The organism is Roseburia sp. OM02-15, from assembly GCF_003481835.1.
GTDB classification, from domain to species: Bacteria; Bacillota; Clostridia; order Lachnospirales; family Lachnospiraceae; genus Eubacterium_I; species Eubacterium_I ramulus_A.
The window spans coordinates 1-23,602 of the sequence record NZ_QULX01000018.1 but is presented as its reverse complement, the minus strand read 5'-3'; the positions used below and the strand labels follow the sequence as shown (position 1 = coordinate 23,602).

The window sequence follows — 23,602 nt, the reverse complement described above, 5'->3', positions numbered from 1 at the left end:
AATGGAACAAAACAAAATTGTTACTTATTATGTGATCAAGGATCTTGCAACATGGACAACACGCGGTTGTAAGCAGAGTGTATGCGAACGTTATGAACATGCGGAAGAAGCAATGCAGCAGTTTCGGGATTATGCACAGTGGCAGACCGTCATAGAGGATAAGCGCATTCGTGCAACGCTTGGAATCCGCATCAAGGGACTGGATTTTGACGTAGTTTACCGCATTGGTGGAAAAAATGCCTTGTCCTTAGAATTTCATCTTTCCTCATCTGTAAATGAGAATCAAAATTTTCTGGTAGCATTGCAGAATATCTGCCAGCAGCTTCCGGTAAGTCATGTCCGGATACATCGTCAGATGACGGAGGAGGAGAAAAAAGAGTGGACAAGAGAGCGGTTTACAAAATGGGTATTGCTTAATAATGTGCATGGGATTATCCAAGACTTGGAGAAAAAGTTTGAACCTCTTTATGAGCAACAGAAGCTGGAGCGCTTTTTGCCAACGAGACAGCAGCAGGATGTTGTGGAGCATATGTCACTTGGTGCATGGGACAATCCGTATTTTGAAGCATTGCCACCGGAGCATTTCGCATTATTTGTTCCGTCCCAATCCCTGTATGTCTGCATGCAGACAAGTGAAATGGAATTTGATTATACCCTGTATGACTCACAGGAGCATATACTGGATGGCGGCAGGCTGACCGGAAATGGAGCATGGACTATCTGGGACGCAATGAATGATCTTTTTGAAGAACTGGAAGTGGACTGGAAAGATATCATTATCCTGGATCATGACAGAGTCAAAGATTGGATCGAAAGCGGAGGAGAAAAGTAAACATAAGTTGAGATAAGGGAAGAAACCGATACCTGACAGGGCATAGTAAGCACTGCCAGTGTCGGTTTTTTCTTTTTCCCAAAATGCAAAGTCACTGAAAAAATGTAGCAATATGTGTGACAGTGGCTTATAATATGGTGATAAGTACGAGAGAGAAAGAGGGTTCAACGTGGCAAAATTGTATTTTCGCTATGGGGCAATGGGCAGCTCAAAGTCTGCCAACATTCTGATGGTTCGTTATAATTATGAAGAGCGTGGGCAGTATGCGGTGCTGTTAAAGCCAAGAACGGATAACCGGGACGGGCAACGGGAGATCAAATCCCGCATGGGTCTTGCAGCTCCGGCAGAGTATGTAGACAATTTTTTGAAAGAAATTTCAAAAAGCTGGAGTGAAACAGATACGGAATATCGGTATCAGGGGAAAAAAGTGGATGCGATCCTGATCGATGAGGCTCAGTTTCTTTCTGCAGAGGAAGTGGATACGCTGTCGGACATCGTTGATTTTTATGAAATACCAGTCCTTTGTTATGGGCTTCGGACGGATTTTTTGAATCACCTGTTCCCCGGCTCCAAACGGCTGATGGAGATCGCTGACGTGATAGAGGAAGTCCCAACGGTCTGCTGGTGTGGCAAACGGGCACAGTGTAATACCAGATATGCGGATGGGAAGATTGTCCGGGAAGGTGCACAGATCATGCTTGGCTCCAATGAGAGTTATGTGGCTTTGTGCAGGAAACATTATAAAGAGGGAAAGCTGTGGAAATAGCGATATAAAAGTGAAGAGAGTAAAACGGATGCTGGTAAGAATTTCAGCATCCGTTTTTTCGACCGTCTTTTAGTGGTTCAAAAATTTTTCTAATGTATGAGCTGTTTTAAAAGAGAATCCCAATTTCTCATAAATTAGATATAAGTGTTCTGTTGGAACTTTCGCGTCGAGCTGACGAGCTGGCACGACGGTTAAAAGGGTAGCATGATGTTTTTTGATGATGTAGCGTTCTGCCTTTGTCAACAATTTTTTACCGATTCCAGAATTTCGGTACTGGGGATCAACATAAAAATCCACAATTTGAAAATGATGGAGATCTTTATTGATTTCAACAATGTCAATATTTCCGATTTCCAATTTCTCATGATGAAACAAACCAATTTTCATTGCTTTAAATACGATATTGATGCGACCGCAATCTGTTGATTCGTTTACATATTTCCTCATAGAATTTCCTCCTTTCTTGATTATTTGTTATAACAGATAAATGCATCTGTTTTAACAATATAAATATGAAAGATGAAATATCATTTTTTTCGATTTTTATACAAGAGTTATTTGTTTATGATAAATAGTGTAATAGGTGGAATATATAACAAAAGTTTTGAAAATTGAAGAAGATATCGTGGATAGAAAGAAACGGATGCTGGTAAGAATTTCAGCATCCGTTTTTACGCTCATATATTTATTGCATGTTTTGTGTTACCAGCATTTGGAGCATTTTCCAAGTCCCATGCTGATTGCTTCCTGTTCCGTTACCTGAGTGGCTTTATCTGGATTCATCCTGCCGCAATTATTTTTGCTGTGGTATTTGGAACCGGTTTCGGATATCCAGACAGTGGCTTCCGAACCCTGCTCTGATTGTGCAGGAGGAGTGGATTCTACTGCCTGCTGTGCAGGCTGAGGTGTGACTGTTTCTGTTGATTCTGTCTGTGATTCCTGTGCCTGAACGTGAGCGGTGCCTGTTACCCGGTAGGTCGTGTTATCTTTTGCGACAACACTTGCATCTTCCCAGGAGTCACCGGTCTGGTAATCAATTCCGATGCCAGGCTGGATATTATATACATAATAACAAAATTGAATGCCTGCGCCCTGATCTTCCACAGAGTAGGCTTCCATTAGGACACCTCTGGCAACTAATTCATCCCCGGAAAACATCGGGGTTACACGATACAGTACATGGTTTCCGGTTGTATCGACATAATCATCGACTGCATTCTCAAAAGGCAGCATTCCGACAACATTTAAGTAGCGGGTTCCGGTGATCAGGTTCTTTGGGTTCGCGTTTTCTCCCGCCAACTGAAATCCGATCAGGTGACACCTGTTGTAAAGATAATTGCCATCGATGATGTCATTGTATTTTACGGTGTGCCAACCGGACGGTTTTACCATTCCGATCTTTCCGCGTGGTTCCGTAGGCTGCAGTTCTTTACAGATGTTTGCATAGGCAACGCCACATCTTCCGAGACTGTCTAATTCACTGTAATCTTCAAACGCATCTGTTCTCTGTTTGTCTGCATCTGTAAAAAAGGGTTGATTGTTATTGATCTCTACAAATGCATAGCCTTCATAGGCAGGGATGGCATCAAGGGATGCACTTGTGGATGAGACCTGCTCTGCATCTGAAACCTGTGTGGCATCAGAAGATTGTGCTGTGTCATCCTGATCCTGAAGCTCCGACTGGTCCAGTTCATCGGTGATCGCTTCCGCATCGGAAGCTTCCTGTGTGGTGTCAGTAACTGATGTTTCAATGGAAGGCTGCGGGTTTTCTGTTTGCACATCGCCGCATCCGCCCAGTGAAAACAGAAGGACAAAGGATAGCAGCAAGCCATACCAGCGGTTCCGTTTCTTAAAGTTCATGTTCCATTTCCTCTCTCTCTGTAAATAAATTCTCTCTGATCATTATACCAGAAGTAGCATGCATTTAAAATTATAATTTAAAAATCACAGGGAGTAATTTCCGATCTGAAAGAAAATTTTGAAAAAAATATAAATTTGTTGTTATTGGCAGCAGTCATTTTCCGTATATAGTATTGGGAGTGTTTCATAGCACTTCCCGATTACAAAGGAAAGAATGCATTTTGATATCAAAATAGACTATGCTTTAGATTAAGACTAAAATTTGGAATATCCAGGGCATCAATCTGCACATGTTTTGATACTTTTTGTCAGACTGTTTATTTTGATACAAAAATGCCGGTGTAACAAATGGGAAAGCTATACGCATATGCAAGGGTGTCTTCCCAGTCCCAGAGACTGGACCGCCAGATCCGAAATATTCTAAATTATCTCGGTGAGGACAGGGCATTAACCAAACTGTTCAAAGAAAAATATACCGGGACAAAACTGGACCGCCCGGAGTTTCAAAAATTATTGAAGATCCTAAAACCTGGGGATACGGTCATTTTCGATTCCGTATCCAGGATGAGCCGAAATGCAGAGGAAGGATTTCAGCTCTATATGGAATTGCTGGAAATGGGCATCAACCTGGAATTTATCAATGAGCCACACATCAATACGGATTATTACAAAAAGATGCAGGCAGAAACAGTTGCCATTGCAAAATCCGGCAGGGAATCTGTGGACAACCTGATCCAGTCTGTGCTTACGGCCATTACGGAATTTCAGCGGGCAGAGACAAAAGAGAAGATCCGGGTGGCATTTGAGCAGGCGGAAAAAGAGGTCACAGATCTGCATAAACGGATTTCACAGGGCATCCAGACGACGAAAGAGAAGAACCAGTTGCTGCCGCCAGAGGAGCAAAAGCAGATCGGAAGACGAACGGGTGTCTCTGTCAGGACAAAAAAATCAGTGGAAATGAAGAACCGGATCTTAAAGATGTCAAAGTGCTTTTCCGGCAACATGTCAGATAAGGAATGTGTGGAAATCTTACAGATCGCCAGAAATACGTTTTACAAATATAAGCGGGAACTTTTGGCAGAAATGGAAAGTGTCGGGAGCACAGTGGAATAAAGCGGTAACGTTAAAATCGGATGAGGGAGCATATCCCGTCATCCGATTTTTCGCGACGGTTAAGTTTCATGACTTCTTGGGCGGTACTGGGAAGGGGAGCAGCCTTTCTGCTTATGAAAGATCCGGCTGAAATACAGGGCATTGTTGTATCCGACAATGCGTGCAATTTCATTGATGGAGTAAGTTGTATTTTCCAACAGTACCTGTGCGTTGGTCATCCGAAGCGAAGTAATGAACTGCACCGGTGTTTCCCCGGTATATTTTTTGAAATTACGGATGAACCAGCTCACACTCATGCCAAGGGAAGATGCATACGCATCGATGTTAATGTCATGGTTGTAATTCTGGTTAAAGTAGGAGGCAGTAGTATCCATCTGCCGGTCCAGAAATTCATTTTTCAGGGTGTGCTCCTGGAGCATTGCCCGGTGGAAGATGATGAGCAGATGGCATAGTAACAGCGTCAGCATTTCCTGATAATCCGCATCACATTTCTGTAACTCTAAGATCATGCGTTTAAAGACGCGCTCATACTCTAAGGATGTCCCGACCGGGAAGATCCGTTCTTTATCTGCAAATCCATTTTTCCGTAAGATATTTTTTACTTCGCCGCCGGTAAAGTGTACCCAGTAAACTTCTGTTTTGTCTTTCCCGTAAAATTCATACTTCTGCAGTTCTGCGGGACGGAAGAGTACAATGTTCCCGGCAGGGACGATGGTCTCATTTTCCGGTTTATCAAAATGAAAATGCACCAGTCCGGAAGCGATGTAAATGATCTGGAAGTCTTTTCGTCCCTTGGGGCGGTAGGTTGGCATTTTTGGATGGCTGGAGAGCCGGTAGGTGCCACAGCTTCTTTGATAAAGCTTTCATTAAATCCCCAGAGATTCATGGAAACGGTGGTGTACCCATCGATGTCCTGCCAGGTAGCTCCTTTATCTTCGGTAAAGTGGATGCCGTTTTCATACGTTTCAATCTGTGTATGCTCCACGACACTGACCAGGTTGGCATCAGCATCGGTGGTGCAGACACCTCTTGCAACGGAGCCGTTTTCCGTAACGGTATTTTTTAACTGATAGCCGACCATGCAGTAGCGGTATTTATCATCATCTGAATGTGTGGACAGGTAATCGTAGATGATCTGAAAACAGGTGGTGCTATAGTAATCATCCGCGTTGATCACTGCAAACGGTGCATCAATGAGATCTCTGGCTGCAAGGATCGCATGGCAGGTGCCCCATGGTTTTTCCCGTCCGTCCGGTACGGTATATCCTTCCGGCAGGTCCTCTAAATCTTGATAAGCATAGGAAACATCCATATAGTTTGCGATACGTGCTCCGATTGCTTCGTGAAAATCCTTTTCGATGGAGTGCTTGATAATAAAGATCACGCGTTCAAACCCGGCACGACGGGCATCATATAGTGAATAGTCCATAATGACTTCCCCATGGCTGCCAACAGGATCTATCTGTTTTAATCCCCCATAGCGGCTGCCATAACAACTAAGATCGGTTTTTTCATGTATGTATACCTCCTGTGTAAAAATGCTGGAAGGCAGACGGGTATGTGATTGAATAAACACGTAAGTCTGTCTCCGTTCGATTGTGCCCTAAGTATACTGCAAATAAAATGAAGTACAATGGATAATACCGGAAGAAAAAAGTGGCAAAATGGTACAATACAGAAAGATGGGAAAAACGGAAGAGAAGATGATTAGCCCAGGGGTGGATTTTTTGCGGAAGTTATGGAAAAGTAATAAAAAATAGAAGTCCACTCCGTTTAAGAGTGAACTTCTGATTCGTTGATTGGTTTTTGTGGGAAGAATAGCATTGCAGATGCTGCAAAAATACCATTTTTGTAATTAAATTGTAAAGCACCATCATATTTTTCAACTGCCTGAGCTACATTATGTAATCCCCAACCATGGAAGGAAGATTTATTTGTCCGTTTCGGAAATCCGTCAGTTGCAAACTCAATTTCAAGAGATGGATTTCTGATTTCTATGATGACAAATTTTTTGATACTTTGGATATGGATTTTTATTGGTACAGTTTGCTCCGGTAATTGTTTCGTTGCTTTTATTGCGTTATCCAGTAAATTAGCCAATATCGTACAAAGATCGGCATCCTCAATACCTGTATTGTATGGAAATTCTGCTTGAACATCATAGTGGATACCTTGATTTTCCATAAGCTGTATTTTGTCATTTAATACGGCATCTACGACATCATTATCGGTCCAGCTCGTTTTCTTTAATAATTGGACCGGTTTTTGTATATTTTCAATGTAATTTATGGCATCTGAAACACGATTTTCTTCAAGCAGATGGTATAGTGTGTACAGATGATTTCTGATATCATGGTACAGCATTGCATTTTGATTAAACATTGCAGAGAGATTTTGATATTTTTCTTCCAATAAATGTTTGCTCAATGCTTCTTTTTCTTGTAAATGTCTGCGGCTTCGTAAGTCAATTTCAAAAAGCAGGATGAAAAACAGCAGTAATAAGAAAGCAGCGAAAACCACCCAGAGTTTTGAAGTTGTTGTCGTATAATTTTGAAATGTACTATGGATCATATATAAAATACTGATATATCCTAATACCGTAACAATCGCCAGTTTCCAGACGTAAAATTTTTCTTTTGCAATACGCCGGATGACAGCACATACAAGAAGGACAACAATCGCCTGTCCACATTTTGTTGTAAGTGAGAAGATAAAACGTGGCCATCCATAATCTAAAATGAGTGTAAGATAATCAGCTCTGTAAGAAGAAAAATGCATGATCAGTGAGGCATAACAAAATTCATAGCATCCCATCATCAATACATAAAATGCACTTATGGAAAGTAGCATAAAATAATCTTTCCGGACTAAAATACATCCGCCAATAAAGGTAGACAGGACGAATATTATAACTGAAAATGCAGAGAACAATGATATCTGGTTAATAAACGTAGTGCAGCAGGCTGATACAAGCGTGATAATAAATGCATATTTATAATTAATATCAGAATAAATGGCTTTTAATATAATAAAAAATAAAAATACTTCGATGAATGTAAAACCATAATCAAAAATCATAAATAAAGCTGTCATAGTGAATCCCTCCATAATTTTTGAAGCTGAAATTTCAACTCTTTCATACGAGGAATACTGGCAAGGATAAAATGACCATTATCTAATTCAATGGTTGTATCTCGAATGCATACAATATGAATTAGGTTTACGATAATACCTCTGTCAATAAAAATAAAATCAGAACTGTTAAGGCTTTCCATAATCGGGACTAAACTTTTTCGTTCTTTTAAAGTATCTTGATTTGCTAAATAAAAAATACTATTTTTCCCTTCACGCTGTATGTATAAAATGTCTTTCAATACTATTTTTCGATGCATTCGGTTATACGATAAGAGATAATATTGATCTTCCTGTAAATGAATCATTTTAAGTGCATCTGCAATAGCTAGTGGCAATTTCTTAGGAATGGTTTCTTTATCAATATACCGGAAAATGGATAGTTCAAATGCATCCAATGCATATTTGGAATGGGCGGTAATAAAAATAATCAATGAATTTGGCAAATGTTTTCGGATATTTGCGGCTAATTCCATACCATCAATGTGTGGCATTTGAATATCCGTTAGTATAAGATCATAAAAATGCCCTTCGTTTATATCATAATTTAAAAATTTACTTTCCCTATAAAGCGTAATTTCTGCAAGTTCATGATTTGATTTTAGTATATCCGTTACTGCCTGATTCAGATTTTGTAAAGATACTTCTGAATCATCACAAATTGCAATTTGAATCAATTTATAAAACCTCCCTAAAAATAAAACTATTTAGATGATAACTCAAATAGCAAATAATAACAATGTTTTATTTGGAACTGTCACATTCAGAGACAGATGGACATAATGTATCAGGTTTTTGAGGCTGATAGGATAGCCAATTAGAAGTAGTTCCGGCACATGTTTTGGCAATCCACTCTAATAATGATGTAATAAAATTCATAATAATTCCTTCTTTCGTACAAGTGTTAGCATAAAGATTTCTATAAGTGCAATCGCTGGCATAAGAGCAAGGGGGTAGTCTAAAAATGACAATACAATCAATCCTAAATATTCAGTAATAGAAAATATAATGCATAGCATATGATTTTTGCGGATTTGCGTAGTGGTGAGAGGTTGATCTGAATGTATTATAGGTTTTTGCTTTGTAAAATAGGTTACAATAACAAGCATTATAATTATAAGGTATAGGGGTGAAAACTTTACCATATATAAAAACTTGTATAGTATAATTCCAAAAACAAAAAGTAACATAGATAGAAAAAAACACCCATGATATGTTTTTGCATGGTAACCGCCTACTACGGATCTTATAGGCATGAAAAATAGCAGGTATAGGATACCATGGATAGGTCCTATGGATAATGTTGCTATGGTAATGATTCCAAGTATTCCAATTATAGTGGATAAAAAATATTCTAATGCATATTGATAAATATCACGCTTCTGGTAATCAGCTCCCTTCTTGATTAATTGTTCTGTAAGTAATTTTGCTAATTGCTCCATAATACTTCCCCCCTGCAGTTTAGCTGACTGTATCTTAACATATAAAATCAAAAATAGTTTACTGTGTCCGCGAATAATAGGGTTTCTGTCCGCGAATCAGTCTCTAATAAGGATTGACGGACTGATAGTATATGATTGACGGACATTTCAAGACAGACAGAAAAAAATATGTCATAGTATGGTTACACAGAAATACTGGAAGAAAGAGAGAAAGGAGAAAATACTATGAGAAAGAAATTATTAACAGGTATTATGACTGCAGCAATGGTAATGTGTTTGGGAGTAACACCTGCATTTGCAGGAAATACGAATTATGCGACTGGAAAAGTAACAAACGTTTATGGTACATTCACATATCGTGCGATGACTAGTTACCCAAACAAAAAAGCGACAGCAAATGCAATGTGGTTTATGAATATAAGTAGTCTTAACTTTGCGGGTTCAATAGATGGTACATCTGGAATAACATTTAAACCAATGTTGCGTTCAGGAAATTCTTCTTATACTGAAGTTGAAGATGCAGATGCTGCATGGGCAAAAACAACAATGAGTACTAAGTATTATAGTTGGAATGGTCATGGACCTGCAAATGTAACATATTATCTGGGAGTACGATTAGATAATAGATTGAGAAATACCAGTGCAACAGCTTCGGGTTACTGGAATGCAAATTAACAACTACTGAGAAAATATAATAATGTAATAGGGTAAAGTAACTTTATTCCGGTATTTCTGAAGTTGATGGAAGCAAGGAAAAATATATGAAGAGGAAAGTTACGACAGTTTTATTTTTATCTCTAATAGTTGGAATGATGTCTGCCTGTGGAAAACCGGAGTTGGATAATACTTCGGTACAGGCTGAATCATTAGATAAGATAGTGCGACAACAAATAAAAGAAGAACAGGGTCGATGGATTGAATGTACGTTTGCAATACCAAATAAAGATGAATATCCAAGTGATATACACATTGCAGCAACTGTTACTGTACCGGAATCTGAAATTGTGCAAGGCGATTATGAACAGACACTGATTTCTAAAAATCAAATAGAAGAAGTATTACTTAATGATCAAAAAATGGAATCAGTAGAAAGTAGCGTCTTAGAAGAAGTATGGCAAATTGCATCAGAGTCAGAAAGTAATAAAGCATTCAAAGTTGATTATACGATAGATAATGGAATCAAAAAGTCTTTTTATGAGAATACTTCTATCCAGAATGTTGCAGACATTGAGTATACGGAAAATAATTGTCCAACACAGGAAATGAAAGAACAGCTAAAAGTTTTATCTGAAAAAGCGAAGGGAGTATCAGAACAGCTTGGCATAACATCGTATATTTTAACGACAAGAATAGGCGGGAATAATGGATACTATATGGCAGACGTTTTAAGTGCTCCTTGTATTGATGATGTCCCATTAGTTGAGCGTACTGGGATTTTACGAGATAGCTATTTTATTTCAAATGATGGGGTTAGCAGTATGCAGATTCATGGATTTTATTCAAAAAAGAATGAGAAAAGAGTTTCTGTTATGTCTGTTGATGATATGCTAAAGATTGTAAAAGAAAAGGCAGAGAATGGAGAAATACTAGGATGGAAAGATGTCACTTATACAAATATTACGTTAGCATATTACCTAAATTCTGGAACGAATAGTTTTTATCCTGTTTGGTATATATTTTCGAACTCATCAGATGCATATATCTGTATCAATGCACAGAACGGTGAATTGTTATCTTAATAAAAACTGCTCAGATACTAATGGATACATTGTTAAATATATAGGAGAGAAATAATTATGCTAGGTCATATGATAAAGCGTGCAATCTGTAACAAGTGGATGGTATTAGCATGCACTGTTTCGATCGCAATTATTTATTATGAAATATTGCTTGGATGGATACCAATTAGGGGGATGATAAAAGAACCAGAATATTATAATGGATTGGCACAGATGGTTTGGTTGTTTTCCTTATGCTCATACTACACGTTTGCTGGAATGTTTCCGGGGCTTGCATATGGAAGTTCATTATTAGAAGAACGTAATAGTGGATACCTAAATTATGTAAAAAACAGAATATCATTAAAAAAATATATGGGGTATAAGGTGATTGCAGTGGGTATTTCCGGTGCAGTATCAACGCTTATCCCATATCTTTCCGTAGCTGTTCCATTCAGTTTTTTTACGCGAAATTCTTCTGTAAAATTTTCGAAAGATTTTGCTGAACTTATATGGAATCGGGTTATAACAATGTGGGGAGAACCAGCAGTTTACATTTTGCGTGGTTTACTTATGGTTTTATTTGGAATTCTATGGGCTGAATTGGCACTTCTGCTTTCAATGGTTATAAGAAACAAATATATTGTCTATATTTTGCCATTTGTAATCTATCAGATTTTGTGGATTGCATTACCTCATGCAGTGAGCCCGATTTTTATGATTGGATACGATTACGATTATAACGATTCATTGATACGACCATACCTTTTGTTTGCAATTTATATTGTAGGGGTAGTTTTGGCGATATGGTTTTTATTCAGGAGGCAGAAAAAACATGAGAAAATTTAAAACAATGTTCTTGCTGCTCTGGTATCAGTTGCAGACAGTAGCATATCGGAAGCGATGTGTTGCAGGTTATCTAGTTGGAATAGCATCAATAGCTGTTACGTCTGTGAATTATTATCATTTTTTAGGAACACATACAGGAAATTTGTGGGAAGCGTTTATTCAACATTTTGGTATGTATGGAAATATTTCCTTGGTCGTTTTCGGATTTATTATCGTGATATCGGATGCACCATTTATCTATTCCGATTCATTTTTGAAGATTCATCGTACAGGAAGAAAGAATTGGTATGATGCGATGTGGTTGTATATCGTAATTCAGGCTATACTATACTATTTTATATTGGCACTCCTAAGTGCAGTGATTTTAATAAGAAAAACCTATATGAATAATATATGGAGTCAGGCTATACAGAGTTATGCAGGGGCAAGTTCATTCCGAAATAATTTATCGATTCCATCACCGTTGTTACTGAGTCAATACAGTCCATGGTCAGCGATGATACATACGTTTTTGCTTATGGTTTTATATAGTGTATTTTTAGCTGGAATACTATTTGCTTTGAATATGTATTCAAATACTGCTTTTGGCACGATTACTGTTGGAGTTCTTCATGTAATTACAATGCTTATTTCTTCCTTGGATCGGTTCACATTTTTGGGACCATGGTTACATTTTAATAATGCTATTTTGTCGAACCATTTAGGTGATTATGGACTTACTTTGGCACATTCCTATATTTATTTCGTTGTTAGTATTTATATTGTATATATGTTAGGAAAATTTGTCGTAGTCCATACAGATTTTAGAATGTTAGGAAGCAGTGAAAATAATGAATAAAAAATTTTTATTATCGATTGTGATTACGGTTGGATTAACATTTTTTTTAGGCATTACGGCATTAGATTTTACAGATTTGCTGTCCGGACCGGGATGGACACCGGAAAATGATGGATTTTATGGGATGGATATTGTGCAATGGCTGTTGCTTTTTATGCCTGTCTATGCTTTGGAACTATGGCATTGTGAAAATATGTTAGATCAGGCATTTTTATACGCGTATCGTTACCAAAAAGTACAGAGATGGTGGTTACATACATATGGAACACTTATTTTACAAACAGTAATTTTGTATTTGTGCGTGAGTGGATGTGCATGTATTATCATGGGTAATCATTTAACAAAGCAGATAGCATTACCGCTGTTTTTGATTATGTTACATTCGGTGTTCTTATTAGCTTTTTCTATTTGGATCAAAATGATAAGTGGAAATATGATTGTTGCAAGTATCTTGGCAGTAGTTTTAGAAACGGCCGCAAAATTTATGGTAGTTACGCAACATTTGACACCAGCACACAGTCCATTTTCCTGGGGAATGTATTATTATATCAGACAAAATTATGGAGATGGAGGCTTTTCTGTTATGGTGGTAGCAGTCATTCAATTACTGGTGATTTGCAGTCTGTTAATATTAGTATCCAGAAGAGGAAAAGTATTGTTGTTAAGGAGGATCAGTGATGGAAAAGTTCATTGAGGTTAAACATGTAAGTAAAGCCTTCAAAGGTGAAAATGTTTTAGAGGATATTAATCTTGAATTATATGATGATCATATTTATGGATTTGTAGGACGGAATGGCTCTGGCAAATCAGTTTTGTTCAAACTGATCTGTGGTTATATGTATCCCAATCTTGGAGAGATCATTGTTCGCGGAAAAAAAATAGGAAAAGATGTAGACTTTCCGGAGAATTTAGGTGCATTGATTGAAAATCCGGGATTTTTATGGCATGAAAGTGGATTGTCAAATTTAGTATATCTGGCAAAGATTGCCGGAAAAATATCGAAAGAGGATGTAAAAGAGGCAATCAAGCGCGTTGGGTTAGATCCGAATTCCAAGAAACATGTAGGAAAATATTCACTTGGTATGAAACAGCGTTTGGGGATTGCACAGGCAATCATGGAAGATCCGGACATACTAATTTTAGATGAACCTATGAATGGGTTGGATGAGAGCGGCATAGAAGATATGCGAAAGCTGATCTTGGAATTTAGAAAAACTGGAAAGATTGTATTGATTGCGAGCCATAACAAGGAAGACATTCAGGTATTATGCGATGAAGTATTTGAAATGAAAAATGGAAAACTCTGTAATAAGGAAACAGCATAAAATGGGAATCTATGGATGGAAACAAATAGTGAAAATAAGATAATCCAGATGTGGTCTGGCAAAGATCCATTTAGCGCCCCACAACATTTTAAAGAGGTTGTGAGAGCCAGGTTAAAAAATGTAGCAAAGAAAATTTTTTATATAAGAGTAAAGCGTTAGAAAGGCGGTAGAGGAAGCTGTGAAAAAGAAAGTTATGAGAACATTTTGTTGTATATTGGCAACATTATTTTTAAGTGTACCAGGTATTGCGTATGCAGCGGAAACAGGAAATGCTCCAGCAGATAATGTACAAAACTGTGAGATACAGATTTTATCAACGGATGTGGAACATAATCGTAGTTTGGCAAGAGTGACAACACATACTGCGAATGGTGAGATCATCAATAATGGAGTGCGGTTAAGAAAATCTCCAAGTACATCTGCAACGATTCTTGAACTCATGTATGATGGAGAACTGATCTGGATTGACTGGTCTGCATATGGAAGTGCCGGATTAAATTGGCATCGTGTACAGCGGATTAAAACAGGAACCTACGGATGGGTGAGCAAATCCTATGTATATCATTGGGATTAAGAAAAACGATTGATTATTGCAGAGGGTTTTGCTCTCTGCAATTTTTCTTTATAAAAAGATGCAGATAACATGCATATTCGACTTGATGTAAATTTTAGAAAACCATTTGCAGGTTTCAACTGTCTTATATATGTAACGGAAAATTATAGTAGAGAATTGGTGGACGAACTTATATGAGTGTAATGAATAAGGAAGAATTATCGAAGCTGATCTTGGAAAATCAAAAGGAAATGTATGTCTTGGCGTATTCCATACTGAAAAATCAGGCGGATGCCCAGGATGCAGTGAGCGAATGTATCGTGCGTGCATTTGAAAACAGGACAAGTCTCAGGAAACGTACAAGTGCAAGATCCTGGCTGATGAAGATTCTGATCAATGTATCCCGTTCGGCGATCACGAAACGACAGAAAGTTGTGCTTTTTGCTGATCCGGAACAATACGAGCAGGAACCAGAAACAGCGGAAGACCATTTATGGTCAGTAATTCTGGAACTGACGGAAAATGTGTGTGTTGTCATGGTTCTCTATTATTATGAGGGATTTTCGGTAAGGGAGATCAGTACACTGTTAGATATTCCGGAAGGAACGACAAAAACAAGGCTCTCATCCGGGAGAAAACAGCTGGCAAAATGGATAGAGGACGGAAAGGAGCGTGGACATGTTATCTGATGAAAAAATGGATCGAGAGATTCGGGAGCATGTAAAGGAGCATCCGGTGATTTTACCGGAAGATTACCAGGCAATGGTACAGGAGCAAATCAAAAAATGTTGTGAAGGGGAAATGCATATGAATAAGAAAAAACAGAGAAAAAAGAAAATGATTGCAGCAGCTTGCGTTATATTATGCGTTGGAGTTTGTGGCGCTGGTGGCGTGCGTGCTGGAATGAATTATGCAAAACAGCGTGCGGAGCAGACCTCTGAAAAGGAGCAGGAAGATTTATGGACGGATGCTGCCAAAGCGGATGCAGATACATTTTCCAGAGAGTTATCACAAAAGGAGCAAAAGCGGCTGAATGAACTGGCAGAGAAATACCAGGCAGAAGGTTTATTCCCAGATGGAAGCATTTTGCAGATTTCGGATAAATCTGAAATTGTATCAGATCAGATCTGTTTTCTGGCTCAGAACAGTACCTTTTATCTGCCAGAGAAAGCATTGAATGATGAGCAGATGTTGGAATTGATCGATTTTTATGCAAAGCGGGATTACAGTGTGACAGCACAGGGACAAAAAGATGCAGATGTGACCAATGCTTCAGCAGATGATGTGACAGAAATTACCCAAGAGGAAGCATTAGAAAAAGCATCTACTTTGTTGGAGCAGTTATATGGGATTGATACGGATACGCTTGCAGTTGATACAGAGCATGATCAGGCATTAGACGCAAATGGAGAGACATTTACAACAGATCATATTACTTATCGGGATGAAGCGGCAGGTATTTCCTATATGGTATCCGTAAATCTGCAGAATGGAGAAATAAAGACTGTTTCAGCGGAAAAAGACACTGGTTCAAATTATTCCAAAAAAATAGCGGAAGATGCAGCACAGTACCAGGGACTTTCTTTGGATGCAGAGAAGATGGCGCATGCATATATGGGAGAAAATGCTGTGTGGACTGCAAAACGGATCGAATATATGCGGGATGAAAAGCAGATGCTAGGAACAGGAATTGTAAATTATATCTTTGTGACAGATGCAGATGCTTGTGTTATAAGTTATAGCTGTGCACAGCAGTATTTCTACCAGGTTCGACAATTCTCAAAGGATGAGTTAGACAGCTACTTGTCAGATGAAAAAGAGCAGGGGGCATTGAGAAGCCTGGAACAGATAATAGCAGACGTAAAGTAGTGAAAGTATCATATGAAAATACGACAAAAAGTGGCAGGAGATAAAAAACTTCTGTCACTTTTTTGCGTCGAATAAGTGTTAAGTTTCCTCCCAGTTCAAATCAACGTATATATCTATTAAGAGTCAATAATACATTCGAGACAGAATGATTCAGTCAGGAGCGGTGTCAGTAGCAGACAATAAGCTCAGTCAGTAAAAAGCAAGGTTCCTTGCAAACAAACCCAAGTGGATATAACAGGAGCAATCCTGTTTATATTAAAAAGAAAATATTCGGATACCGGAAAGCAGGGCATCATGCTCTGCTTTTTCGTATTCCCAAAAAGAGGAACGAAGGAGGAACAGAAAAAATGAAGATCACAATTCAAAATGGTGAGCTGGAGCAGAAAGTTGGTATTGCGCTCAAAGGTATAAATGGTAGGAATAGCACAAGGCCGATTTTAAAATGCATCATCATCAAAGCGAAAGAGGATGAAATCCTGCTGGAAGCTACTAACCTGGAGATTGGATTACGGGTGAAGGTAGACGGAACGGTAGAAGAGGAAGGATGCTGTGCGATTGATGGAAAATCACTGGCAGACATTTCCAGAAAAATGCCTGACGGTAATGTGGTAATTCAATCGGATGAAAAAATGGCTGTGATATCCGGGAAAAAGGTGAAGATCAAGCTGCCAGTCAGCGATGTCGAGAACTTCCCAGGACTTCCGGATCTGACAGAAATGGAAGTAAGTTGCAGCGTGTTGCAGGGAATGTTAAAAGATGCCTTAAATGGGGTACTATTTTCCATTGCGGTCACAGAAGTGAATCAAATGCTGTCGGTGGTACATGTTAAGTGTGAGGAAGGGCAGATGCGTCTGACCGGACTGGATGGTCATCGGATCGCAATCCGGGCGCTAGAGGTACAGACGGAGGAAATGGAATTAAATCTTCCGGGAATCCCATTAAAAGAGATCGCCAAGCTGTTAAATAATGAGGAACAGAAAGTAGATCTGTGTGTAACGGAGCATCTGGCTTGCTTTCTGATGCCAGATGTCTGGGCATCTATGCGGCTGGTTGATGGAAAATATTTTGATCTTTCTGCATTCCTGCAGGATAAGACAAACAGAAAGATCAGAATCGATAAGACACAGTTAAAGGACAGTGTTTCCAGGGCATTGCTGCTGCTGGCAGATAAGGTGCAGAAGCCATTGGTCGTACAGGTTGCGGAGAATAAAGTGACACTGGAAGCTGTGACCACAGCAGGGGAAATGTCAGAGTCGATCAATGCCGTAACGGAAGGGGAAAGTGGACTGCTAAGAATAGGATATAATCCCCGCTATCTGATGGAGATCTTGCAGGCCGTAGAGGATGAAACCATTGACTTGAGTTTGGGTGGTGCAAATGATCCTTGTCTGATCAAAGGGATGGATTATCTCTATGTTCTTTTACCGGTTTCATTAGGCAAAACAGAAGCAGCACTTTAAATATTGGAAAGGAAATTTTTGATGAAGAAAGTATTAAAAGGAAAAGTATATTGCACCGAGACTGCAAAAGAAGTTGCGCGTATTGAGAATGGATGTATTTTTTACCACAGTGTTAAAATCTTATTCCAAAAAAACAGGGGAATATTTCCTTTATGAAAAGTACGTCGTAGATGAAAGTATCGAACCATATACGAAAGAGGAAGCGGATGCGTGGCTCAAACGGCATAAAGCTGAAATTGAGGAAACAAAAAAACGTAACAAGAAGTAATTGCAGGTACGGGTCATGTCAAAATAGGTTGATCTTGGAACCGGAATGTGATTTGCAGAAACTTTTTTGTAGAAAATTGTAAATATTTGTTACTACATGCCCGTTAAATCCGTATATAAGTATATAGGCATGGAAAGGAGGGCTGGAACAAATACTTACAATTCAAATGAAAACAGGAGGTAGAGAACTTGAAAGAAGAAGTGATTATGTGTAAAATAGTCTCAAAGACAAATGGATTTCATGGGAATAGTTGGGAGGTGAAGTACACCGATGAGCTATAAGATGGAAACATTTGAAGAACGCAAAGTGCGCTACATTGAGAAGATTAAAAATCTCACCATGATGAGCGACATTCTGGCAAGGAATGTGCTCAAAGATAAGGAATGCTGTGAATACATATTGCGTATCATTATGAATGACAGCATGTTGACCGTTCTTGATAACCAGGTTCAGGTGGATTACAAAAACTTACATGGCAGGAGTGCTGTTCTTGACTGTGTAGCAAAGTCGGGGGATGGTCGCCTGTTTAATGTAGAAATCCAGCAGGAAGATGAGGGAGCAATCCCGAAACGTGCCAGATATCATTTAGGATTAATGGATATGAATGTATTGAATCCGGGAGAGTTTTTTGATAAACTTCCCGAAACATATATTATATTTGTCACACAGGATGATACGCTTGGTTACAGATTACCGATTGCTCACGTGGATCGGATCATAAAAGAAAATGGGGCAGAATTTGGAGATGAAGCCCACATTATTTATGTGGATTCAAGCAAGCATGAGGATACAGAGCTTGGACGGCTGATGCATGATTTTCACTGCAAGGCGGCATCTGATATGCAGGACGGTGTATTAGCAAAAAGGATATACGAGTTAAAAGAGTCAGAGGAAGGAGTCACGCATATGTGTAAAGTGTTGGAAGAAATTCGTGAAGAGGGACGAATGGAAGACAAAATGGAAACAGCAAACAATTTATATAAGATGGGGATGCCATTGGAGCAGATTGCTCAGGCAGTGCAGGTAAGTGTTCAAATGATTCAGGAATGGCTTTCTGGAGAAACTTCCCCAGTGAAATAATTCTAGTAAATGGATGAATAGCCAGAAATAACAAGATATAGGCTCTGATAATATAACGATCAGAGCCTATCATGTTAAAGGAGGAGTAATAGAAAATGAGCCGAGAGATAGAAGAGATACGTGCAGAAGGCTATGCAAAGGGACGTGCAAAGGGATATGCCAAGGAATATGCAGAGGAATATGCGGAAGGTTATGTAGAAGGATATACAGAAGGCTATGCACTAGAAGAAAAAAAGGAAATGGCGAATCGATTAAATGACTTTGGCCTGCCAGTGGAGCAGATTGCCCAAGCGTTAAATGCAGATGTTTCCATGGTGCAGGAATGGCTTGCTGAGCCACAGTTGCCGAAAGAACAGTAGGTAGGAAGAAAAGATAAAAACAGTGAAATCCTGGCTTCGTTTATTGAGGTCAGGATTTTTTTTCGCATTTTTTTGTTATGAAAGGTGCTCGAAATCCGTATATATAAGTAGACAGATGAGAAAGGATGCAGGAATATCCTGCAAATAGGTGCGAAAATGGAACAGTACACATTACCAATTATGCGTTACACAAATGAGATCTGGGATATTTTATATCCAGAGGCTACCAAGGATGAATGGAACTGGATGAACAATGTACATTCCAGTGCAGATGCCGCAATCATACAAATGCAAATGGCAAGGCAGAGTGCGCATTATCCTAAAAAACTGGGGAAAGTGCAGTTTGTGGTAATCGACCAGGAATTTTTTCAGTGGATTGGTATGACGATCCATGAGTGGGGGCAATTGTCACTTGGAAAAAAGGCGAAAGACATGCAGAAGTATTTTCATCAGTTGACGGAGCCGGATATGCAACGCCTTTTGGAAAAGAACCATATGGATCAGGATCATCGGATGTATGTTTACCGATTCCGGACAGAAAATATGTTACCAAATTTGTGTGAACTGCCAACGAATCTAAAAGAGCTGCTTACAGACTGCCTGAAACTGCGGGTGGATGGGAAGCCGTTATATCTACCGGGAATCTGCTTTCCCAAGAATTTTCATGGATTGGAATTTACACCATCAGAACTTTATCGGGATTTCCAGGAGATGGCAGAGATTTACTTTGCCACAGGTGCCAGCGTCCGGAAGGGAAAATACCGCGTGGACCAAAAGCGAGAGGTTCGGGAAGCATCCGGACAGGAGCTTCAGATTCCCTTTGTAGTGGCGCATGAAGCGAAGGCATCCATGAACCTAGAGGAGCTGTTTGAGTCACCATTTCACTCAAACGTATTTCCGGAAGAACTGCATACAGCTCTGAAAGAGACGTTTGGCGAGATCCAAAACCCACAGATTATACGCATTTTGGACTTGCCCTGGTTTATGAAGTTTCCATATGTAAAAAACTGACGTATATAAAGAATATCAGTCATAGATCAGGAAAAAATTGGAAGAGTTCGATGTATTCGGTCTAGGTAGGGAGCAAGATATTGAAAGCTGTTGTACAGTGTGGAGAAAAAGTTATTGCTCCGATTCAAATAGTGATCAAATTTCATACATAGAAGGCAGTTATTTACTCATATCAGAGAATAACTGCCTTTTTTGTCTGTCTATTGAATTATATTTTGTGGATTCTTAAAGCTGGTTATGATTTACCATAGCATTTCTATGAAATAGTATACTATTTTCCATTTCTCTTTATATAATGTAAATTACTATGATATTGACTTTAATCTGATATAGAAACAAAATTTTCTAAAGTAGGAATTGTGCTTATTAAGGGATTTCCACTTGATTTTACCCAAAAACAATATACAGATCATTGATAGCAGGACAAGTGTAATTAGCCATAGGTAATGTTGGCTATTCAAATAATAAAGTATGGATTCCGCTACAAAGATACAACAGATGGAAAGCATTAAACGAATTCCAAATGTATGGTACTCTCCTGGTAAAATTGGTCTGGAATCATTGATAACGGGAGAAATACACAAAATTGCTATCATACTTAATATTCCTAATATATAGGAAATTTTACAATTAACAACGGTAAAGTGTGATGTTTCCATTATCAAGAAAAAATACAGTGTGGATATTATTGTACAAATCCATGCATTATCGAAATGAAATCCTCCGGCAAAAGAACGTAGAGGAATAAATACGGAAAAGAAAAGAAGTCCTTCTATATAGCTATGTGTTATGAACATAATGAAAAAACATATTATAAAAGTTATTCCGATTTCGATCATGGCATGGATACCATATAAGACAATTTCCAGTTCTTTTTCAGTGTAGTTTTCAGTGCGAATTAGTTTTTCATATATTTTTTTGTACATTTCTTATGCTTCTCTTCCAATAAACAGGATGGGGTTTTTGGCTGATGGAAAACAAACCAGCAAAATCCATCTAAGGTCATAGCTGCAACAGCAGCAGTTGAATGAAGTAAAATTTTTTTCCCATTTTTTTTCATAATGTAAATCCTCCTTTTTGAAAAGAATACCATATAACGGGTATGAGCAATTCTATCAATCATTTTTAAGTATAAAAATGACATTTTTGCATGAATATATAGCAAATAGGTTTTCCTTATAACTAATTGGAGTATCACAGAACGGATTTTTTTATACACTTAGGGTTAAAAGGAGACGGGAATGGTGAAAAATCGTATTAAGGAATTACGCACGCAAAAGAAATTAACACAGCAGGGATTGGCAATGGCGATAGGATGTTCTCAGAATCAAATTAGCAAAATTGAATCGGGGAAAAGCGAACCAACAAGCAGTTTATTGAAATCATTGGCACATTTCTTTAAAGTGTCTGTGGATTACTTACTTTGTGAAACTGATTTTAGATATAAAGTAGATGTTTCCGAAGCATATAGTAATCAAAAATTTGTTGAGACATATGCCAGATATGCAGCTTTGCCAGTTAAAAAACAAGCACTCATAGAAGATCTTATAGATGCTCTTTCACCGGAAGAAAATGATTAATATAGCAATATGTGATGATAATGTATTTACAACAACTCAAATTGAAAATTTAATTACCAGTTTTATGAAACACAAAAATGTTGAGTATAATATTGATGTTTATTTTGATGGAAGTACACTTCTAAATGGATGTTCAACAACTTGTGTATATGATCTCGCATTTTTGGATATTGAAATGCGTGTGGATGGGATAACTGTTGCACGTAAAATGAGAGAAAAATCTTATGATACGGTTATCATATTCATTTCAGCATATACTTCATATTGTCAAGAATTATTTGAAGTAGAGCCATTAAGATTTGTACAGAAGCCTATTGATCAAGTTCGATTTAATGAATATCTGGAGCTGGCATTGAAAAAGATTATATCTGAGAAAAAGATTTATTCATTTATGTTTAAACATAAACGATTTTCAATTCTAGTCAAGGATATTATATATTTTGAAAGCCGACTACATACAATAATTATTCATACAGTAAATGGTGATATGTATCAAAGTGGAAAGTTAAATGATATAGAGAATAAATTTCAAGAAGGACAGCACAATTTTTTACGGATACATCAATCCTTTTTCGTGAACCTACATTATATTCAAGCATTGAGCTTTTCGGAAGTGAATTTATATGATGGTACATATTTAAAAATAAGTGAAAACAGAAGAAAAATGGTTCGTGAACAGTATTTACGAATTATGGAAAGATTGTAATGGAATACATAGTAACCTTCTTACAATATATTATATATTTTTGGATTATTGGAGAGTTTTTTAACTCTTTTTTTGATGAAAAACGAGAACTTAGCATGGTGTTCAGGATATGTATATGGTGTATCTTGTTTTTCTTAAACTTTTATTTCCTAAATTGGATAGGTGCAAAATATCTACTCAATTTTATTTTGCAGACGGCCTTTATGGGATGTGCATGTTATGCTTTATATCATGCGTCTGTTTTAAAAATTGCTTTACTTACATTTCTTTGGAATATAGTAGCTGCATTGATAGAGGTAATTGTATATATAATTTTACAGGGAATGCATTATCCGCAAGAGGTTTTTTATTTAACGGGAAGTATTATATCTAAAATGCTTTTGATCGCATTATTAACATATATTTCGCGAATATTTGTAAAAGGTTCTTTCTCAAAGTTACCGGTTAAATATTGGAGTTTTATGATGAGTATTCCACTTATCAGTAGTTTGATTATTTATTTGATTTTTGAAGCTGATAACAAAAATGGAAATACACATGTTAATTCTATGTTTGCGGCAGTGTTACTGTTATTGGTAAATATATGCATTTTTCATATTTATCAGCAAATGTCCAGATATATAGAACTTGAGCGTGCTCATATTATATACGAACAACAAATACAGAATACTTTAAAACAGATTCAGGGAAATGAGCACTCTTTGAAAACACTAAAGCGTGAGTATCATGATTTTAAAAATAAAATCATATATATACAAAATTTGGCTCAGAAAAATGACTGTTGGTCCTATGTCAAGATTTAGTACAAGTTAAAATGAGGTTTTCCTCATCTTAACTTACT

At 37.9% G+C, this 23,602-nt stretch carries 27 protein-coding genes and 2 pseudogenes; 20 read left to right on the top strand and 9 right to left on the bottom strand.

What is annotated here, in order from left to right; translation table 11 throughout:
* Position 1: 1 nt before the first annotated feature.
* Together DXB15_RS13640 and DXB15_RS13635 are read left to right on the top strand one after the other, a co-directional pair.
* Positions 2 to 832: an LPD16 domain-containing protein gene (locus DXB15_RS13640; protein ID WP_118703256.1), complete on the top strand. Its 831-nt coding sequence runs from the start codon at positions 2 to 4 to the stop codon at positions 830 to 832.
* Between the two features lie 169 nt (positions 833 to 1,001).
* Positions 1,002 to 1,598 (top strand): thymidine kinase, encoded by a 597-nt coding sequence (locus DXB15_RS13635; protein WP_109215862.1) that lies wholly within the window; start codon positions 1,002 to 1,004, stop codon positions 1,596 to 1,598.
* 69 nt (positions 1,599 to 1,667) lie between these two features.
* Here the strand turns inward: DXB15_RS13635 and DXB15_RS13630 are convergent, their stop codons facing one another.
* Positions 1,668 to 2,045, bottom strand: a complete 378-nt coding sequence (locus tag DXB15_RS13630) for a GNAT family N-acetyltransferase (RefSeq protein WP_109215863.1) — start codon at positions 2,043 to 2,045, stop codon at positions 1,668 to 1,670.
* Between the two features lie 255 nt (positions 2,046 to 2,300).
* The gene (locus DXB15_RS13625; protein ID WP_118703255.1) at positions 2,301 to 3,458 is read right to left on the bottom strand and encodes a DNA/RNA non-specific endonuclease; all 1,158 of its coding nucleotides are present in this window, start codon (positions 3,456 to 3,458) and stop codon (positions 2,301 to 2,303) included.
* A 348-nt stretch (positions 3,459 to 3,806) separates the two neighbouring features.
* Here DXB15_RS13625 and DXB15_RS13620 point away from each other — a divergent pair, with 348 nt between their 5' ends.
* Positions 3,807 to 4,571, top strand: coding sequence for a recombinase family protein (locus DXB15_RS13620; protein ID WP_118703254.1), 765 nt, complete (start codon positions 3,807 to 3,809; stop codon positions 4,569 to 4,571).
* 59 nt (positions 4,572 to 4,630) lie between these two features.
* On the opposite strand, the pseudogene DXB15_RS17775 reads toward DXB15_RS13620, so the two are convergent.
* The 5 genes and pseudogenes from DXB15_RS17775 to DXB15_RS13595 all read right to left on the bottom strand — a co-directional run.
* A pseudogene (locus tag DXB15_RS17775) lies at positions 4,631 to 5,419 on the bottom strand (AraC family transcriptional regulator); the annotation flags it as partial.
* Positions 5,410 to 6,086, bottom strand: a pseudogene (locus DXB15_RS13610) (sugar phosphate nucleotidyltransferase); the annotation flags it as partial. The pseudogenes DXB15_RS17775 and DXB15_RS13610, both read right to left, overlap by 10 nt.
* 258 nt (positions 6,087 to 6,344) lie before the next feature.
* The gene (locus DXB15_RS13605) at positions 6,345 to 7,664 is read right to left on the bottom strand and encodes a sensor histidine kinase (RefSeq protein WP_158582276.1); all 1,320 of its coding nucleotides are present in this window, start codon (positions 7,662 to 7,664) and stop codon (positions 6,345 to 6,347) included.
* Positions 7,661 to 8,380 (bottom strand): LytR/AlgR family response regulator transcription factor, encoded by a 720-nt coding sequence (locus tag DXB15_RS13600; RefSeq protein ID WP_109215868.1) that lies wholly within the window; start codon positions 8,378 to 8,380, stop codon positions 7,661 to 7,663. Before DXB15_RS13600 ends, DXB15_RS13605 begins: the two co-directional genes overlap by 4 nt.
* A 198-nt stretch (positions 8,381 to 8,578) precedes the next feature.
* A complete protein-coding gene (locus DXB15_RS13595) occupies positions 8,579 to 9,145 on the bottom strand; it encodes an accessory gene regulator B family protein (RefSeq protein WP_109215869.1) in 567 nt (188 codons plus the stop codon).
* A gap of 225 nt (positions 9,146 to 9,370) precedes the next feature.
* Here DXB15_RS13595 and DXB15_RS13590 point away from each other — a divergent pair, with 225 nt between their 5' ends.
* The 14 genes from DXB15_RS13590 to DXB15_RS13525 all read left to right on the top strand — a co-directional run bounded on the left by DXB15_RS13590 (position 9,371) and on the right by DXB15_RS13525 (position 20,475).
* Positions 9,371 to 9,820 (top strand): hypothetical protein, encoded by a 450-nt coding sequence (locus tag DXB15_RS13590; protein ID WP_109215870.1) that lies wholly within the window; start codon positions 9,371 to 9,373, stop codon positions 9,818 to 9,820.
* Positions 9,821 to 9,906: 86 nt separating this feature from the next.
* Positions 9,907 to 10,884, top strand: a complete 978-nt coding sequence (locus DXB15_RS13585) for a hypothetical protein (protein ID WP_109215871.1) — start codon at positions 9,907 to 9,909, stop codon at positions 10,882 to 10,884.
* A gap of 57 nt (positions 10,885 to 10,941) precedes the next feature.
* Entirely contained in the window at positions 10,942 to 11,712 is a 771-nt protein-coding gene (locus tag DXB15_RS13580; protein WP_109215872.1) for a hypothetical protein, read from the top strand.
* Positions 11,699 to 12,550, top strand: a complete 852-nt coding sequence (locus tag DXB15_RS13575; protein WP_109215873.1) for a hypothetical protein — start codon at positions 11,699 to 11,701, stop codon at positions 12,548 to 12,550. Before DXB15_RS13580 ends, DXB15_RS13575 begins: the two co-directional genes overlap by 14 nt.
* Positions 12,543 to 13,244 (top strand): hypothetical protein, encoded by a 702-nt coding sequence (locus DXB15_RS13570; protein ID WP_109215874.1) that lies wholly within the window; start codon positions 12,543 to 12,545, stop codon positions 13,242 to 13,244. Before DXB15_RS13575 ends, DXB15_RS13570 begins: the two co-directional genes overlap by 8 nt.
* Positions 13,228 to 13,875: an ATP-binding cassette domain-containing protein gene (locus tag DXB15_RS13565; protein ID WP_109215875.1), complete on the top strand. Its 648-nt coding sequence runs from the start codon at positions 13,228 to 13,230 to the stop codon at positions 13,873 to 13,875. The genes DXB15_RS13570 and DXB15_RS13565 overlap by 17 nt, the downstream gene beginning before the upstream one ends.
* A gap of 178 nt (positions 13,876 to 14,053) precedes the next feature.
* The gene (locus tag DXB15_RS13560; protein ID WP_146190213.1) at positions 14,054 to 14,449 is read left to right on the top strand and encodes an SH3 domain-containing protein; all 396 of its coding nucleotides are present in this window, start codon (positions 14,054 to 14,056) and stop codon (positions 14,447 to 14,449) included.
* Between the two features lie 173 nt (positions 14,450 to 14,622).
* The gene (locus DXB15_RS13555; RefSeq protein WP_109215877.1) at positions 14,623 to 15,117 is read left to right on the top strand and encodes an RNA polymerase sigma factor; all 495 of its coding nucleotides are present in this window, start codon (positions 14,623 to 14,625) and stop codon (positions 15,115 to 15,117) included.
* Positions 15,107 to 16,297, top strand: coding sequence for a hypothetical protein (locus tag DXB15_RS13550; protein WP_109215878.1), 1,191 nt, complete (start codon positions 15,107 to 15,109; stop codon positions 16,295 to 16,297). Before DXB15_RS13555 ends, DXB15_RS13550 begins: the two co-directional genes overlap by 11 nt.
* Before the next feature lie 347 nt (positions 16,298 to 16,644).
* Complete coding sequence (gene dnaN / locus DXB15_RS13545) at positions 16,645 to 17,757, top strand: DNA polymerase III subunit beta (RefSeq protein ID WP_118703253.1); 1,113 nt, start codon at positions 16,645 to 16,647, stop codon at positions 17,755 to 17,757.
* 82 nt (positions 17,758 to 17,839) lie between these two features.
* The gene (locus DXB15_RS13540) at positions 17,840 to 18,025 is read left to right on the top strand and encodes a hypothetical protein (protein WP_147404803.1); all 186 of its coding nucleotides are present in this window, start codon (positions 17,840 to 17,842) and stop codon (positions 18,023 to 18,025) included.
* 270 nt (positions 18,026 to 18,295) lie between these two features.
* On the top strand, positions 18,296 to 19,105 hold the full coding sequence (locus DXB15_RS13535; RefSeq protein ID WP_021738306.1) for a PD-(D/E)XK nuclease family transposase: 810 nt from the start codon (positions 18,296 to 18,298) through the stop codon (positions 19,103 to 19,105).
* Positions 19,106 to 19,200: 95 nt separating this feature from the next.
* Positions 19,201 to 19,464, top strand: a complete 264-nt coding sequence (locus DXB15_RS13530) for a hypothetical protein (RefSeq protein WP_021738305.1) — start codon at positions 19,201 to 19,203, stop codon at positions 19,462 to 19,464.
* Between the two features lie 156 nt (positions 19,465 to 19,620).
* Positions 19,621 to 20,475, top strand: coding sequence for a hypothetical protein (locus DXB15_RS13525; protein WP_118703252.1), 855 nt, complete (start codon positions 19,621 to 19,623; stop codon positions 20,473 to 20,475).
* Positions 20,476 to 20,780: 305 nt separating this feature from the next.
* On the opposite strand, the gene DXB15_RS17900 is transcribed toward DXB15_RS13525, so the two are convergent.
* Positions 20,781 to 21,401, bottom strand: a complete 621-nt coding sequence (locus tag DXB15_RS17900; RefSeq protein ID WP_109215882.1) for an accessory gene regulator B family protein — start codon at positions 21,399 to 21,401, stop codon at positions 20,781 to 20,783.
* Positions 21,374 to 21,535, bottom strand: coding sequence for an AgrD family cyclic lactone autoinducer peptide (locus DXB15_RS16985; RefSeq protein ID WP_158582275.1), 162 nt, complete (start codon positions 21,533 to 21,535; stop codon positions 21,374 to 21,376). Before DXB15_RS16985 ends, DXB15_RS17900 begins: the two co-directional genes overlap by 28 nt.
* A 181-nt stretch (positions 21,536 to 21,716) precedes the next feature.
* Between DXB15_RS16985 and DXB15_RS13510 the strand changes: the two genes are divergently transcribed.
* From DXB15_RS13510 to DXB15_RS13500, 3 genes are read left to right on the top strand one after another with little or no spacing between them, the layout of a single operon-like run.
* Positions 21,717 to 22,055: a helix-turn-helix domain-containing protein gene (locus DXB15_RS13510; protein WP_109215884.1), complete on the top strand. Its 339-nt coding sequence runs from the start codon at positions 21,717 to 21,719 to the stop codon at positions 22,053 to 22,055.
* Positions 22,048 to 22,761 carry a LytR/AlgR family response regulator transcription factor gene (locus DXB15_RS13505; RefSeq protein WP_158582274.1) on the top strand — a complete coding sequence of 238 codons (714 nt, stop codon included), beginning with the start codon at positions 22,048 to 22,050 and terminating at the stop codon, positions 22,759 to 22,761. Before DXB15_RS13510 ends, DXB15_RS13505 begins: the two co-directional genes overlap by 8 nt.
* Complete coding sequence (locus DXB15_RS13500; protein ID WP_118703250.1) at positions 22,761 to 23,564, top strand: hypothetical protein; 804 nt, start codon at positions 22,761 to 22,763, stop codon at positions 23,562 to 23,564. The genes DXB15_RS13505 and DXB15_RS13500 overlap by 1 nt, the downstream gene beginning before the upstream one ends.
* Positions 23,565 to 23,602 lie beyond the last annotated feature (38 nt).

What these genes read in the sequence shown, in the direction of transcription:
- DXB15_RS16985 (WP_158582275.1), bottom strand. Translation starts at nt 21,535, where the DNA reads ATGAAAAAAAATGGGAAAAAAATTTTACTTCATTCAACTGCTGCTGTT.
- DXB15_RS13505 (WP_158582274.1), top strand. Translation starts at nt 22,048, where the DNA reads ATGATTAATATAGCAATATGTGATGATAATGTATTTACAACAACTCAA.
- DXB15_RS13590 (WP_109215870.1), top strand. Translation starts at nt 9,371, where the DNA reads ATGAGAAAGAAATTATTAACAGGTATTATGACTGCAGCAATGGTAATG.
- DXB15_RS13570 (WP_109215874.1), top strand. Translation starts at nt 12,543, where the DNA reads ATGAATAAAAAATTTTTATTATCGATTGTGATTACGGTTGGATTAACA.
- DXB15_RS13585 (WP_109215871.1), top strand. Translation starts at nt 9,907, where the DNA reads ATGAAGAGGAAAGTTACGACAGTTTTATTTTTATCTCTAATAGTTGGA.
- DXB15_RS13640 (WP_118703256.1), top strand. Translation starts at nt 2, where the DNA reads ATGGAACAAAACAAAATTGTTACTTATTATGTGATCAAGGATCTTGCA.
- DXB15_RS17900 (WP_109215882.1), bottom strand. Translation starts at nt 21,401, where the DNA reads ATGTACAAAAAAATATATGAAAAACTAATTCGCACTGAAAACTACACT.
- DXB15_RS13510 (WP_109215884.1), top strand. Translation starts at nt 21,717, where the DNA reads ATGGTGAAAAATCGTATTAAGGAATTACGCACGCAAAAGAAATTAACA.
- DXB15_RS13630 (WP_109215863.1), bottom strand. Translation starts at nt 2,045, where the DNA reads ATGAGGAAATATGTAAACGAATCAACAGATTGCGGTCGCATCAATATC.
- DXB15_RS13595 (WP_109215869.1), bottom strand. Translation starts at nt 9,145, where the DNA reads ATGGAGCAATTAGCAAAATTACTTACAGAACAATTAATCAAGAAGGGA.
- DXB15_RS13500 (WP_118703250.1), top strand. Translation starts at nt 22,761, where the DNA reads ATGGAATACATAGTAACCTTCTTACAATATATTATATATTTTTGGATT.
- dnaN (WP_118703253.1), top strand. Translation starts at nt 16,645, where the DNA reads ATGAAGATCACAATTCAAAATGGTGAGCTGGAGCAGAAAGTTGGTATT.
- DXB15_RS13555 (WP_109215877.1), top strand. Translation starts at nt 14,623, where the DNA reads ATGAGTGTAATGAATAAGGAAGAATTATCGAAGCTGATCTTGGAAAAT.
- DXB15_RS13620 (WP_118703254.1), top strand. Translation starts at nt 3,807, where the DNA reads ATGGGAAAGCTATACGCATATGCAAGGGTGTCTTCCCAGTCCCAGAGA.
- DXB15_RS13525 (WP_118703252.1), top strand. Translation starts at nt 19,621, where the DNA reads ATGGAACAGTACACATTACCAATTATGCGTTACACAAATGAGATCTGG.
- DXB15_RS13605 (WP_158582276.1), bottom strand. Translation starts at nt 7,664, where the DNA reads ATGACAGCTTTATTTATGATTTTTGATTATGGTTTTACATTCATCGAA.
- DXB15_RS13550 (WP_109215878.1), top strand. Translation starts at nt 15,107, where the DNA reads ATGTTATCTGATGAAAAAATGGATCGAGAGATTCGGGAGCATGTAAAG.
- DXB15_RS13580 (WP_109215872.1), top strand. Translation starts at nt 10,942, where the DNA reads ATGCTAGGTCATATGATAAAGCGTGCAATCTGTAACAAGTGGATGGTA.
- DXB15_RS13625 (WP_118703255.1), bottom strand. Translation starts at nt 3,458, where the DNA reads ATGAACTTTAAGAAACGGAACCGCTGGTATGGCTTGCTGCTATCCTTT.
- DXB15_RS13535 (WP_021738306.1), top strand. Translation starts at nt 18,296, where the DNA reads ATGAGCTATAAGATGGAAACATTTGAAGAACGCAAAGTGCGCTACATT.
- DXB15_RS13575 (WP_109215873.1), top strand. Translation starts at nt 11,699, where the DNA reads ATGAGAAAATTTAAAACAATGTTCTTGCTGCTCTGGTATCAGTTGCAG.
- DXB15_RS13565 (WP_109215875.1), top strand. Translation starts at nt 13,228, where the DNA reads ATGGAAAAGTTCATTGAGGTTAAACATGTAAGTAAAGCCTTCAAAGGT.
- DXB15_RS13530 (WP_021738305.1), top strand. Translation starts at nt 19,201, where the DNA reads ATGAGCCGAGAGATAGAAGAGATACGTGCAGAAGGCTATGCAAAGGGA.